We start from the raw sequence: 12,830 nt of genomic DNA, 5'->3' as shown, positions 1-12,830 counted from the left end.
TCAGCCTCCCAGCCCGTATACCCGTCGTGCGTTGCCGGCGAAAATGGCGCGCTGGTCGGCCGGCGACAGGTGTGCCAGCGCGTCCTTCCACGTGCCGACCAGGTGCGGCATGGTGGTCCAGAGCTTCTCGACCGGGAAGTTGGTGCCGAACATGGCCCGGCCGGCGCCGAACCGGCCGATCACCTCACCGGCGACGAAGGAGATGAGGCCGGGATCCACCCGGTGGACGAAGGTGCCCTGCCCGGTGAGCTTGACGACGACGTTCGGCCGCTCGGCCAGCGCGGCCATCCCGGCGCGCCACGACTCGGCGTACTGCGGGCCGATGAGCATGCCCGCGTGCACGAGGACGAAGGTGACGTCGGGGAAGGCCGCCGCCAACGCGACCGCGTCGGGCATCTGCTCGGGAAAGACCTGCAGCTCGAACAGCCAGCCGAGGTCGGCGAGCGCGCCGATGTTCTTGCGGAAGACCGGGTCCCGCATGCGGTCGGGCGCGGTGGCGTACCGGAACTCCGGGCGCTGGTGCCAGTGCAGCTGCTGCCGGACTCCCCGCACCAGCGGTGTGAGCGCGGCCTGGCGTCGCATGACCTCCGGAGCGGCGTCGTCGAACAGGTCGGCCGCCGCGACGACGGCCGTCGGCCACCCCGTCTCCTGGTGGACGTCGCGGAGCCAGCGCACCTCGTCCACGACCCGGTCGAGCGGCCAGTTCGTCTGCACGTAGACCGACTCGCCGATGCCCGAGGCCGTGGCCTCGGCGGTGTACTCGCCGATCAGGTAGTCGCGCCTGATCGCCTCGTACGGCCCGAAGATCCGCGGCACCATCGGGCCGGACAGCCAGGGCAGATCCCGGGTCCGCCAGATGTGATGGTGCGAGTCCACGATGTCGCCCGTGTACGCCTCGGACATGACGATCACTCCTTGGCCATGATCTGTACCTGCTCGTACGCCGTTCGCAGGTCAGCTACGCCCGCGATCGTGTCCACGTCGCCGAGCACGGCCGACATGCCGCGGGTGACCGGCCGGTACGCCGGGTCGCAGGCGAGCGGCGTCCACCACGACAACCGGTGGCCCAGCAGCGACAACCGCCGTACGGCCGCCTGCATGGGCCGGCAGTCGCCGCGCTCCAGGCCGTCCGAGAGCACGATCACCAGGGCGCCGCGCGCCATGGTGACGTACCGGGCGTTGCCGAGGAACTCCTGGAGCGAGACGCCGATCCGCGTCCCCGCCTCGGCGTCCAGGACGACCTCGCTCAGCGAGCCGACGGCCGTGTCGACCTCCCGCGCCCGCAGCGGCCCGGTGACGCGGGTCAGCCGGGTGCCGAAGGTGAACACCTCGACCCGATCGAGGCAGCCGACCGCGGCGTGGGCGAACCGCAGGTAGCCGGCGCTGTGCTGCTTCATCGACCCCGACACGTCGATGAGCAGCAGCACCCGGCGCTGCCGCCGCGGACGGTTCCGCCGCCGCAGCGTCACGATCTCGCCGTGGCCGCGCCAGGACTCGCGGTACATCCTGGCGACGTCGATCCACGGGCCCCGGCGGCCGGGCCGGCGGCGGCGTGACCGGACCGTCGGCATCGCGCCGCGCAGCTCCCGCCGCAGCAGCGCGAGCACGGCCCGGTCCTCCTCGCTCGCCGGGCCGAACACCGGGCGCCTCTCGCGCTCCGCGGAGCCGGCCGCGAGGCCCGCCTCCCCGCCGAACGTAGCCGTGAAGGGAGTTTCGTCCCCCTTCCCGCGCGGCGCGGGGACCTCCTCGTCCGGAAGCTCCCGTTCGGGGACGGGCCGGGTCCCGGCCTCCCCGAACCAGCGCTCGAACGTGGGGGAGTACACCTCCAGGTCCGCGCGGGACATGGTGAGCGTGCTCGCCCCGATCCAGTAGAGGTGCGTGGCGTCGCGCGGGCCGACGGCCTCGATCGCCTGGAGGAAGACCCGCTGCTTGGACACCGGCACGCGCAGGCCCTGATCGTGCAGGTCCCGCAGGAACCCGTGCACGTGATCGCGGACGCGCACGACCAGGGACCGCTCAGTCACCGAACACCTCCGCGGCATGGCGGCTGACCAGCGCCAGGTCCTCCTCGTGCTTGACGAGCAGCCCGGCGGACCTGCGCATCGCCTCCGGCCGGCTCGAACCCTCGCCGGCCAGCGCCTGCACGCCGCGGGCCCAGGCGACCGACTCCGCGATCCCCGGCCGCTTCAGCAGCGCCAGCCCGCGGATCCGGTGCACGGCGGCCACGAGGCGGGCCGCGCTCCTGTCGTCCAGGCCGGGCGCCTGCGCCTGGATGATCGCCCGCTCCCGTTCGGCGTCGGGGAAGGGGATCCAGTGGTACAGGCACCGGCGCTTGAGCGCGTCGTGCAGCTCGCGGGTCCGGTTCGAGGTGAGGACGACGAACGGGGCGCTCGCCGCCCTGATGGTGCCGATCTCCGGGATGGTGATCTGGAAGTCGCCGAGGAACTCCAGCAGGAACGCCTCGAACTCGCTGTCCGCACGGTCGATCTCGTCGATCAGCAGCACCGCGCCGGAGGCCGCCCGCAGCGCCCTCAGCAGCGGGCGCTGCAGGAGGAACTCCTCCCGGTACAGGTCGCCGGCGCCGCGCCCCTCCACCTCGGCGGCCCTCAGGGACAGCAGCTGCTTCGGGTAGTCCCACTCGTACAGGGCCTGGGAGGCGTCCAGCCCCTCGTAGCACTGCAGGCGGATCAGCTCGCGGCCGAGCACCCGGGACAGGACGTTCGCGATCTCCGTCTTGCCGACCCCCGGCTCGCCTTCCAGCAGCAGCGGAAGCCCGAGCACGCCGGCCAGGTGGACGGCGGTGAGCAGGCCCTCGTCGGCCAGGTAGCCCTCCTCGCCCAGCCGCCGGCCCAGCGCCTCCTGATCAGCCGGCACGGCCGGCCCGCAGCTCGTCGAGTCCGCGCAGCACCTTCTCCGGCGTGAACGGCATGCTCGTCAGCCGCACGCCGACCGCGTCGTACACCGCGTTGGCGATCGCGGGGATCGGCGCGTTGGCCGTCATCTCGCCGATGCCCTTGGCGCCGAACGGCCCGTTGCCGGCCGGCCGTTCGAGGAACACGCTCGTCTGCGCCGGGAGGTCGGCCGGCCCCGGCATCAGGTACTCGACGAAATCGACGGGGCCGTGCTCGCGCGAATGCGGATAGTACGGCTCCGTCGTCTCGAACAGCGCATGCGACAGGCCCATCCAGGCGCCGCCCTCGACCTGCTGCGTCGCGATGGCCGGGTTGAGCGCCCGGCCGACCTCGTAGGTGTTGTAGAGCCGCAGCACCTCGATGACGCCGGTCTCGTCGTCGACCTCGATCTCGGCCACCGTGCAGGCGTGCGCCTGGCAGGAGTCCGGGTCCATCTCGCCGGTCTCCGGCACCGGAGCGCTCGGCTCCTTGAGGAAGATGCCCCGGCCGGAGATGGTCCGGCCCTGCCGGAAGTGCGCGGCGAGCGCGACCTCGCTGACGTGGATCTTCTTCTCCGGCGCTCCCTTGAGGCGGACGAAGCCCGTGCCGTCGGTCTCCAGGTCCTCCGCGTCCACCTCCAGCTCGTCGGCGGCGACCTGGAGCAGGACCTCCCTGGCCTCGCGGGCCGCCATGACCACGGCGTTGCCGACGCGGTGGGTGCCGCGGCTGGCGAACGTCCCCATGCAGTGGGGGCCGGTGTCGGTGTCGGCGGTGTCGACGATGATGTTCCCGATCGGGACGCCGAGCGTCTCCGCCGCGCATTGGGCGACGACGGTCCGCAGCCCCTGGCCGAGATCCACCGAGGAGAGCGTGACCACGAACCCGCCCATGGTGGTGGCGTGGACGAGCGCCTGCGACGGGTCGCCGCCGAGGTTCATCCCGGTCGGGTAGTTGACGGCCGCGTATCCGCGCCCTCGCCGTAACGTCATCGCTCAGCCCTCCTGCCGATCGGTCGACGACATCGCCCGGTACTCCGGTGGAAGGTCGTGCCCCACCAGGCCGGCGGCGCTCTGGATCACCTCGACCAGCGCCGTGCCGGACGCGATCTTGCGATGCGCTTTCATGTCGCCGTCCCGGTAGGCGTTCCTGAGCCGCAACTGGAGCGGGTCCAGGCCCAGCTCCCGGGCGATGCGGTCCATCTGCGACTCCAGCGCGAAGTCGCCGATCGTGACGCCGAACCCGCGCATGGCGCTGGACGGCGTCCGGTTCGTGTAGACGCAGTAGCAGTCGACGTGGACGTTCGGGATCGTGTACGGGCCCGGCATGTGCGCCGCCGCCTTGGTGACGCCGTACGGGGTGTGCCGGGAGTAGGCGCCCGCGTCCACGTGGAGGGTGACCTGGCGGGCGACGATCCGGCCGTCGTCCATGACGCCGTCCTTGATGGAGATGCGCTCGGCCGCGCGGGTGGACGACACCTGCATCTCCTCGGCGCGGCTGTAGACGTACTTGGCGGGCCGGCCGGTGAGCATGGCGGCGATGCAGGCCAGAGGCTCGACGATGACGTCGACCTTGCCGCCGAAGCCGCCTCCGACGGTGCCACCCACGACGCGCAGGCTGGTGGGCGGGACGCCGAGGATGAGCGCGGTGTTGTCGAGGGTGAAGAAGGCGGCCTGGGTGTTGCTGTGGATCCGCAGCCGGCCGTCGCCCTGGGGGACGACGATGCAGCCGGTCGGCTCGGTCGGCGCGTGTTCGATCGGCGAGGAGCTGTAGCGGCCCTCGATGATCCGGTCCGCCTGCGCGAAGCCCCGCTCGACGTCGCCGAAGCGGATCCGGCGGCAGTGGTGTCCCTCGTAGACGAAGTGGTTGGTGCCCGCCTGCTTGATGATCGGCGCTCCGTCGGCCAGCGCCTCCTCGACGTCGAGCACGGCGGGCAGGTCGGTGTAGTCGACCACGACCCGGGCGGCGCCCTCGCGGGCGGCCTCCTCGGTCTCGGCGACCACGGCGACGATCGGCTCGCCGCGGTACAGGACCCGGTCCTCGGCCAGCACCGGCTCGTCGTCGGGACCCACACCGATCAGGCGCAGCACGACGTACCAGTTGTTCGGCACGTCCTCGTGGGTGATGACCCGGAGCACGCCCGGCACTTCGAGGGCGCCGGAGACGTCCACCCGGTCGAGGCGGGCGTGGTGCCGCGTGGACCGGTGGATCTTGACGTGCGTCAGCCCCGGCGGCGTCAGGTCCTCGAAGAAGACCGTGCGGCCGGTGACGTGACCGCGGGCGTCCGAGCGCTGGACCGCGGAACCGATGACGGCGAAGTCGCCCGCCCGCTCGCCCTTGAAGTACGCCTCGTCGATCGGCGTGACGCGGCCCATCAGGCGTCGGCCTTCGCGGGCGCCGTCGGGGTGCCGGCCATCGGGGCTGCCGGCGGGTCGCCGGCTTCGGGGGGTGCCGGCGGGGCGCCGCGGCGGCGTTCCGCGGCGGTCAGGACGGCGGCGATGATCGGCTCGTATCCGGTGCAGCGGCAGACGTTCCCGCAGATCGCCTCGGTGACGTCCTGGCGGGTCGGGTCCGGCTTCCGGTCGAGCAGCGCCGTGGCGGACATGATCATCCCGGGGGTGCAGAACCCGCACTGCGTCGCGAAGAGGTCGACGAACGCCTGCTGCACGTCGCTGAGCCGGTCGCCGTCGGCCAGGCCCTCGATCGTCTCCACGCTGGAGCCGTCGACCGTCACGACGGGAACCAGGCACGAGACCACCGGCCGGCCGTCCAGCAGCACCGTGCAGCTGCCGCAGCCCCCTTGCCCGCACCCGCGCTTGGCCCCCATCAGCCCGAACGTCTCGCGCAGGGCGTCCAGCAGTGTGGTCGACGGGCGGGCGATCAGCTCCCGCTCGGTGCCGTTCAGTCTGAGCGTGACGATGGTCGAGGGCATACGCTCCCCTTTCGAGCTCACATCAGGCCCCTTCTCAAGCTCAAAGCCGGCCCCTTCTCAGGCCCATGGCAGGCCCCCTTCAGGCCCCGAGCAGGGCACGACGCAGGTGGACGGGGTAGACGCGGGCGCGGTACCAGGCGGAGGCGTAGGCGTCGTCGAACGGCTCGATGACGTCCGCTCCGGCCGCCTCGGCGACGACCTCGGCGGTGAGCGGCGCGCCCAGCAGGACGCGCTCGGCGCCGGCCGCCCGCACCAGGCGGCGCGCGAGACCGCCGAGGACGAGCCGGACGTCGCCGACCACGCCGTCCTCGACCGTGATCCGGGCCGCCACGGTGACGATGGATCCCGAGTTGAGCCGCCGCCGGCTCGCCTTGTGGAACCGGAACGTGCCGGTCGCCGGGGCCGTGAACCGGACCCGGGTCACCAGCTCGCCCGCGGGCAGGCCCTCCGTGACGATCCGTTCCAGCGGCTCGCGCCGGACGCCGCCCGCGCCGAGCACGTCCAGCTCCGCGTCCAGGGCGAGCAGGGCCGCCGCCAGGTCGCCGTACGGCTGCGGCACGAAGAGGTTGCCGGCCACCGTGGCGAGGCTGCGGACCGGAGGGGAGGCGATCGAGCGCACGCAGGGGGACAGGTAGCTCAGCCGGGCGTCGTCCTCGATGTCGGCGAGCGTGGTGGCCGCGCCCAGGACCACGGTGGCGCCGTCGACGTCGATGCCGCGCAGTCCCGCCCTGCGCAGGCTGACGAGCCGCAGGTCGCCGCCGGCTTCGTCGTTCAGCCGGGTCATCAGGTGGGTGCCGCCGCCCAGGGGGACGGCCCCCGTCCGGAGGCCCGCACGAGCCGCCTCGGCACTCTCCGGCATCTCAACCGATATCAGCATTTACTCTCCAATTATCGATATCGATAATTGGAGAGTAGATGGCATGATCCAAGAGTCAAGGGCACGGGAGGCTTGTTGTCCGAATCCACGGGAGTTCCACGCCCCGCACGGCCGACCCTGAGCCGGCAGATCCGTGACGGCCTGCTGCAGCGGATCGTCGCGGGCGAACTCGGCGAGGGCGACCGCCTGATCGAGACCAAGATCGCCCTGGAGTTCGGCACCAGCCAGGCCCCGGTCCGGGAGGCGCTGCGGCAACTCGAGGGCCTCGGCCTCATCGAGAGCCAGCCCCGTCACGGCAGCCGGGTGCTGCCCTTCGCCGAGCAGACGATCCGCGAGGCCTACATCCTGCGGGCGGCACTCGAGGAGACCGCGACGCGGCTCGCGATGCTGGCCGGAGCCGTCCCCTTCGACCTGCTGGGGGAGGCCGTCGAGGAGATGCACCGCTGCGCCAGGGACGGCGACGTGCCCGGCATCGGCCTGGCCAGCGCCCGGTTCCACCGGCACGTCGTGCAGGCCGGCGGCAACGGGCTGCTGGCCCGCGCCTGGGAGGCGCTGCAGATCGAGGCGCGCACGGCCATCGCCCTGATGGTCACCAGGCCGGAGCTGGAGCGGGTCGCCGAGGAGCACCGCGAGTTGCTGGAGGTCATGCGCGCCGGGGACGTCGAGACGGCCTGCCGTCACGCCCGCGACCACCAGTGGGCTTACGCCGACACGCCGCACGACCCGTACGGGATGCCGAGACGCCAGGACGGGAACGGGTGACGGCGGCCGCAGGTCGCGCGACGGCGGTCGGGTCGCGTGACGGCGGTGGAGGCGCGTGACGGCGGTCGCGGGTCGCGTGACGGCGGTCGGGGACGAGCGGCGGCGTCGGCGGTCGCGCGACGGGTGAGCGGAATAGGCGCGACCGCGGCAGCCGTTGGGTCTTGGGTGGCGCGATTGCCACGACGGTGGCGGATGATGCGAATGCTGTGTGCCTTCTGAAGGCATCGACCGCCTGACCCCAAGGAGCAGCGTTTGCGTAGCGACTCGGTCGATGTACGTCCCAAGGCCGCCTCCGCGGTCTTTCCCGCCGGCGTGCTGGCGCCGCCACCCCGCACCCTGGTCGACATCCTCGACGAGACCGCGCGCCTGCACCCGGACGCGCCCGCGCTGGACGACGGCACCGTGTGCCTGAGCTACCGCGCGCTGCGCGCGGAGGTGGACCGGATGGCCGCGGAGCTCGCGAAGGCCGGGATCGGCCGCGGCGCCAGGGTGGGCGTCCGGATCGGGTCGGGGACGGCCGAGTTGTACCTGTCCATCCTCGCCGTGCTCGCCGCCGGCGCCGCGTACGTGCCGGTCGACGCCGACGACCCGGACGAGCGCGCCGAACTGGTCTTCACCGAAGCCGGGGTGGACGCGGTCATCACCGACAAGGTCACCGCGCACGAGGGCTTCAGGAACGGCGGTGGCCCGCCCGAGCCGGACGACGACGCGTGGATCATCTTCACGTCCGGATCCACCGGCAAGCCGAAGGGCGTCGCGGTGACGCACCGGTCGGCGGCGGCGTTCGTCGACGCGGAGGCGGGGCTGTTCCTTCGGGAGCGTCCGCTGGGCCCCGGCGACCGGGTGCTGGCCGGGCTCTCCGTGGCCTTCGACGCCTCCTGCGAGGAGATGTGGCTGGCCTGGCGGCATGGAGCCTGCCTGGTGCCCGCGCCCAGGGCCCTGGTGCGTACGGGCATGGACCTCGGCCCCTGGCTGGCGGACAGGGGCATCACGGTCGTCTCGACCGTTCCGACGCTGGCCGCGCTCTGGCCGGTCGAGCACCTCGCCGGGATCCGGCTGCTGATCTTCGGCGGGGAGGCGTGCCCGCCCGAGCTGGCCGAGCGGCTGGCCGTGCCGGAGCGGGAGGTGTGGAACACCTACGGGCCCACCGAGGCGACGGTGGTGGCGTCGGCGGCGCCGCTCACCGGCGAGCAGCCCGTACGCATCGGGCTGCCCCTCGACGGGTGGGACCTGGCCGTGGTCGGCGACTCGGGCGAGCCGGTGGCCATGGGGGAGACCGGCGAGCTGGTCATCGGCGGCGTCGGCCTGGCCCGTTACCTCGACCCGGAGAAGGACGCCGAGAAGTACGCGCCGCTGCCGTCGCTGGGCTGGGCACGCGCCTACCGCAGCGGTGACCTGGTCCGGGCCGACCCCGAGGGCCTGGTGTTCGTCGGCCGGGCCGACGACCAGGTGAAGCTGGGCGGGCGCCGGATCGAGCTGGGCGAGGTGGACGCCGCGTTACAGGCGCTGCCCGGCGTCACCGGCGCGGCCGCCGCCGTACGCACCGCCGGCGGCGGGCATCAGATTCTCGTCGGGTACGTCGTCACCGGCCCCGGCTTCGACGCCGGCGAAGCGCGCGAGCTGCTCGCCGACTCGCTGCCCGCCGCCCTGGTGCCGCGCCTGGCGCCGGTCGCCTCGCTCCCGACCAGGACCTCAGGCAAGATCGACCGCGACGCGCTGCCCTGGCCGCTGGCCGGGCAGACGCCGTCCACCGAGCTGACCCCCGCCGAGGCGCTGCTGGCCGGGCAGTGGACCGCCATCCTGGGGGTGGCGCCGGAAGGGCCCGACGACGACTTCTTCGCCAACGGAGGCACGAGCCTCGCGGCGGCCAGGCTGGTGTCCGTGCTGCGCCCCGACTACCCGGACGTGGCGGTGGGCGACGTGTACGCGCAGCCCACGCTGTCCGGGCTGGCCGGGCTCCTGGCCACCAGGGGCGAGCCCGAGCCCGCCCGGCCACCCGTGACGCCCATGCCGCGCCAGGCCTCGGTGATCCAGACGCTGCTCATGGTGCCGCTGCTCACCGCCGGCGCCATGCGCTGGGTCGTGCCGCTGGCCGCGCTCGGCAACGTGCTGGCGCCGCCGTGGGCCCCGGCGCTGTCCTGGTGGTGGGTGACGCTGGGCGCGCTGGCGTTCCTGACCCCCATGGGACGGATCGGCCTGTCGGCGGCGCTCGCCCGGCTGCTGCTGCGCGGCGTACGGCCGGGCAGCCACCCGCGCGGTGGCGCCGTCCATCTCAAGCTGTGGTTCGCCGAGCAGTTCGCGGCCAGGCTCGGCGTCCCCGACCTGGCCAGCGCGCCCTGGATGACCTGGTACGCCCGGCTGCTCGGCGCCCAGGTGGGCGCCGACGCCGATCTGCACTCGCCCCCGCCCGTCACGGGGCTGCTCAAGGTGGGCAGGGGCGCGTCGGTCGAGCAGGAGGTGGACCTCAGCGGCCACTGGTACGACGGTGACGTCCTGCACCTCGGCGAGATCCGGATCGGCGCCGGCGCCACCGTCGGCTCCCGCTCGACGCTGCTGCCGGGCGCGAAGATCGGGAAGAACGCGCAGGTGGCGCCCGGCTCGGCGGTCGCCGGCACGGTGCCGTCGGGCGAGCTCTGGGCCGGCGTGCCCGCGTTCCGGCAGGGCAAGTCACGCAAGCCGGGGGAGAGGGCCGTCCGCTCCGCCTGGTGGACGGCGCTGTACGGCGTGACAGCCTTCGCGCTCAGCCTGCTCCCGGTGGTCGCGGCCGGGGCCGCCCTCGCCGTCCTGGCCTGGTTCGCCGGCGGGACGCGCACGCTCGGCCAGGCGCTCACCGCCGCCCTGGCCGGCGTGCCGCTCGCGACGGTCGCCGGCATGGCCGTCTTCGCCCTGCTCACGCTGGTCAGCGTGCGGCTGCTCGGCCTGGGCCTGCACGCCGGGCAACATCCGGTGCACAGCCGCCAGGCCTGGCAGGCCTGGGCCACCGGGCGGCTGATGGCCTCGGCCCGCGTCTGGCTGTTCCCGCTGTACGCGAGCGTTCTGACCCCGGCGTGGCTGCGGGCGCTCGGCATGAAGGTGGGCCGGGGCGTCGAGCTGTCCACGGTGCTCGCGCTGCCCACGATGACGTCGGTCGGCGACGGCGCCTTCCTGGCCGACGACACGATGGTCGCCCCGTACGAGCTCGACGGCGGCTGGATGCGCATCGCGACGGCGCGGATCGGCAAGCGCGCCTTCCTCGGCAACTCGGGGATGACCGCCCCCGGGCGCAAGGTGCCCAAGGACGGTCTGGTCGGGGTGCTGTCGGCGACGCCGAAGAAGGCCAAGTCCGGCTCGTCGTACGTCGGCATGCCGCCCATGAAGCTGCGCCGCACCGCGGAGGAGGGCGACAGGAACCGCACCTACGACCCGCCCGCGCGGTACAAGGTGGCGCGGGCCGCCGTCGAGGCGTTCCGCGTGGTGCCCGCCATGTGCGCCCTCGCGCTCGCCGTCCTGGCCGCCGCCGCGTTCGCCGCCCTCGCCTCCCGGTACGGCCACGCCGCGGCGACCGCGCTGAGCGGCGTGGTCATGATGGCCGCGGGCGTGGTCGCGGCGGCGGTCGCGACGGCCGCCAAGTGGCTGCTGGTCGGCCGGATCAGGGCCGGCAGCCGGCCGTTGTGGAGCTCGTTCGTGTGGCGCAACGAGCTGGCGGACAACTTCGTCGAGGTGCTGGCGGCGCCCTGGTTCGCGCGGCCGTGGCTGGGAACCGCGCCGCTCAACGTGTGGCTGCGCTCGCTCGGGGCACGCATCGGACATGGGGTCACGTGTGACACGTACTGGCTGCCCGAGGCGGACCTGGTGACCCTGGGCGACGGCGCGTGCGTCAACCGGGGCTGCGTCCTGCAGACACATCTCTTCCACGACCGGGTCATGAGCATGGACACGGTGACGCTCGAGGCCGGCGCGACGCTGGGCCCGCACGGCGTGGTGCTGCCGGCCGCGCTCGTGGGCACCGACACCACGGTCGGCCCGGCCTCCCTGGTCATGCGGGGCGAGAACGTGCCCGGCCGTACCCGCTGGTTCGGCAACCCGATCTCGGCGTGGCGATGACACCGTACTTCCCCGGGCACGGCGACCACCGCTACGGCGTCTCGCACTACGACCTGAGGCTGGCCTACCGGATCCAGGCCAACCGGCTCGACGGCACCGCCCGGCTGACGGTGTCGGCCGCCGAGCCCCTCAGCGCGCTGGACCTGGACTTCGGCAGGCTCCGGGTCGCGGGCGTCACGGTCGGCGGCGTGACCGCCCGGTACGCGCACGGCGGGGGCAAGCTGCGCGTGACGCCGCCCACGCCGCTGCCGGCGGGGGAGCAGGCCGTCGTGGAGGTACGTTACTCGGGCAAGCCCGCACCGGTGCCGAGCCCCTGGGGCGGGCTGGGCTGGGAGGAGCTGAGCGACGGCGCGCTCGTCGCCGGCCAGCCGATCGGCGCGCCGTCCTGGTTCCCCTGCAACGACCGGCCGGGGGACAAGGCGTCGTACCGCATCTCCGTGACGACGGCGTCGCCGTACCAGGTGATCGCGAACGGCGTGCTCGTGGACAGGCGGCGCGGCGCCGGGAACACGACGTGGGTCTACGAGCAGGCCGAACCCATGGCGAGCTACCTGGCGAGCGTGCAGATCGGGCGCTACCAGGTCTTCGAGTACGGCGGCTCCCGGCTGGCCTGCCCGCCGCGGCTGGCCGCCCGCGTACGCCACGACTTCGCCCGGCAGGACCAGATGACGGCGCTGTTCGGCGACCTGTTCGGGCCCTATCCGTTCACCGGCTACACCGTCGTGGTGGCCGACGACGACCTGGAGATCCCGGTGGAGGCCCAGGGCATGTCGATCTTCGGCAGGAACCACGTCGACGGCGTGCGCGGCTGCGAGCGGCTGGTCGCGCACGAGCTGGCGCACCAGTGGTTCGGCAACAGCCTCACCGTGGCCTGCTGGAGCGACATCTGGCTGCAGGAGGGCTTCGCGGCCTACGCCGAGTGGCTCTGGTCCGAGGCGTCGGGCGGCCCACCCGCCGGCGACCACGCCCGCCGGTGGTGGCATCGTCTCAGCCTGCTCCCGCAGGACTTCGTCCTGGCCGACCCCGGCGAGCGGACGCTGTTCGACGACCGCGTCTACAAGCGTGGCGCGCTGACCCTGCACGCGTTGCGCGCGGCCATGGGCGACGAGGCGTTCTTCGCCGCCCTGCGCGCCTGGACCGCCGGGCACCGGCACGGGACCGTCACCACCCGGGAGTTCGCCGGGCACGTCCAGCGGTACACCTCGCGACCGGTCGGGCCGCTGCTGTCCGCCTGGCTGCACGACAAACCGCTGCCCGGCCTGGCCTGACCGCCTGCTTGGTGTGCCCC

10 protein-coding genes are annotated in these 12,830 nt (G+C 73.4%); 3 read left to right on the top strand and 7 right to left on the bottom strand.

Going from position 1 to position 12,830, the window contains the following annotated elements:
* From AB0I79_RS54155 to AB0I79_RS54125, 7 genes are all read right to left on the bottom strand, one after another.
* A complete protein-coding gene (locus tag AB0I79_RS54155) occupies positions 1-903 on the bottom strand; it encodes an amidohydrolase family protein (protein WP_357892105.1) in 903 nt (300 codons plus the stop codon).
* Positions 904-908: 5 nt separating this feature from the next.
* Positions 909-2,024 carry a VWA domain-containing protein gene (locus AB0I79_RS54150; RefSeq protein ID WP_357892102.1) on the bottom strand — a complete coding sequence of 372 codons (1,116 nt, stop codon included), beginning with the start codon at positions 2,022-2,024 and terminating at the stop codon, positions 909-911.
* A complete protein-coding gene (locus AB0I79_RS54145) occupies positions 2,017-2,874 on the bottom strand; it encodes a MoxR family ATPase (RefSeq protein WP_357892099.1) in 858 nt (285 codons plus the stop codon). Before AB0I79_RS54145 ends, AB0I79_RS54150 begins: the two co-directional genes overlap by 8 nt.
* The gene (locus tag AB0I79_RS54140; protein ID WP_357892096.1) at positions 2,864-3,880 is read right to left on the bottom strand and encodes a molybdopterin cofactor-binding domain-containing protein; all 1,017 of its coding nucleotides are present in this window, start codon (positions 3,878-3,880) and stop codon (positions 2,864-2,866) included. Before AB0I79_RS54140 ends, AB0I79_RS54145 begins: the two co-directional genes overlap by 11 nt.
* 3 nt (positions 3,881-3,883) lie before the next feature.
* Entirely contained in the window at positions 3,884-5,263 is a 1,380-nt protein-coding gene (locus tag AB0I79_RS54135; RefSeq protein ID WP_357892093.1) for a molybdopterin cofactor-binding domain-containing protein, read from the bottom strand.
* Positions 5,263-5,820, bottom strand: coding sequence for a (2Fe-2S)-binding protein (locus tag AB0I79_RS54130; protein ID WP_357892090.1), 558 nt, complete (start codon positions 5,818-5,820; stop codon positions 5,263-5,265). Before AB0I79_RS54130 ends, AB0I79_RS54135 begins: the two co-directional genes overlap by 1 nt.
* Before the next feature lie 79 nt (positions 5,821-5,899).
* Positions 5,900-6,697 carry an FAD binding domain-containing protein gene (locus tag AB0I79_RS54125; RefSeq protein WP_357892087.1) on the bottom strand — a complete coding sequence of 266 codons (798 nt, stop codon included), beginning with the start codon at positions 6,695-6,697 and terminating at the stop codon, positions 5,900-5,902.
* A 75-nt stretch (positions 6,698-6,772) separates the two neighbouring features.
* On the opposite strand from AB0I79_RS54125, the gene AB0I79_RS54120 reads away from it, so the two are divergent.
* From AB0I79_RS54120 to AB0I79_RS54110, 3 genes are all read left to right on the top strand, one after another.
* Complete coding sequence (locus AB0I79_RS54120) at positions 6,773-7,459, top strand: GntR family transcriptional regulator (RefSeq protein ID WP_357892084.1); 687 nt, start codon at positions 6,773-6,775, stop codon at positions 7,457-7,459.
* A gap of 252 nt (positions 7,460-7,711) precedes the next feature.
* Positions 7,712-11,542, top strand: a complete 3,831-nt coding sequence (locus tag AB0I79_RS54115) for a Pls/PosA family non-ribosomal peptide synthetase (RefSeq protein ID WP_357892081.1) — start codon at positions 7,712-7,714, stop codon at positions 11,540-11,542.
* A complete protein-coding gene (locus tag AB0I79_RS54110; protein ID WP_357892162.1) occupies positions 11,539-12,810 on the top strand; it encodes a M1 family metallopeptidase in 1,272 nt (423 codons plus the stop codon). Before AB0I79_RS54115 ends, AB0I79_RS54110 begins: the two co-directional genes overlap by 4 nt.
* Positions 12,811-12,830 lie beyond the last annotated feature (20 nt).

Source organism: Nonomuraea sp. NPDC050202 (genome assembly GCF_040656115.1).
GTDB lineage: Bacteria > Actinomycetota > Actinomycetes > Streptosporangiales > Streptosporangiaceae > Nonomuraea.
The sequence above is the reverse complement of the archived record's forward strand: the minus strand, read 5'-3'. Positions and strand labels throughout refer to the sequence as shown.

What these genes read in the sequence shown, in the direction of transcription:
- AB0I79_RS54155 (WP_357892105.1), bottom strand. Translation starts at nt 903, where the DNA reads ATGTCCGAGGCGTACACGGGCGACATCGTGGACTCGCACCATCACATC.
- AB0I79_RS54110 (WP_357892162.1), top strand. Translation starts at nt 11,539, where the DNA reads ATGACACCGTACTTCCCCGGGCACGGCGACCACCGCTACGGCGTCTCG.
- AB0I79_RS54140 (WP_357892096.1), bottom strand. Translation starts at nt 3,880, where the DNA reads ATGACGTTACGGCGAGGGCGCGGATACGCGGCCGTCAACTACCCGACC.
- AB0I79_RS54135 (WP_357892093.1), bottom strand. Translation starts at nt 5,263, where the DNA reads ATGGGCCGCGTCACGCCGATCGACGAGGCGTACTTCAAGGGCGAGCGG.
- AB0I79_RS54125 (WP_357892087.1), bottom strand. Translation starts at nt 6,697, where the DNA reads ATGCTGATATCGGTTGAGATGCCGGAGAGTGCCGAGGCGGCTCGTGCG.
- AB0I79_RS54130 (WP_357892090.1), bottom strand. Translation starts at nt 5,820, where the DNA reads ATGCCCTCGACCATCGTCACGCTCAGACTGAACGGCACCGAGCGGGAG.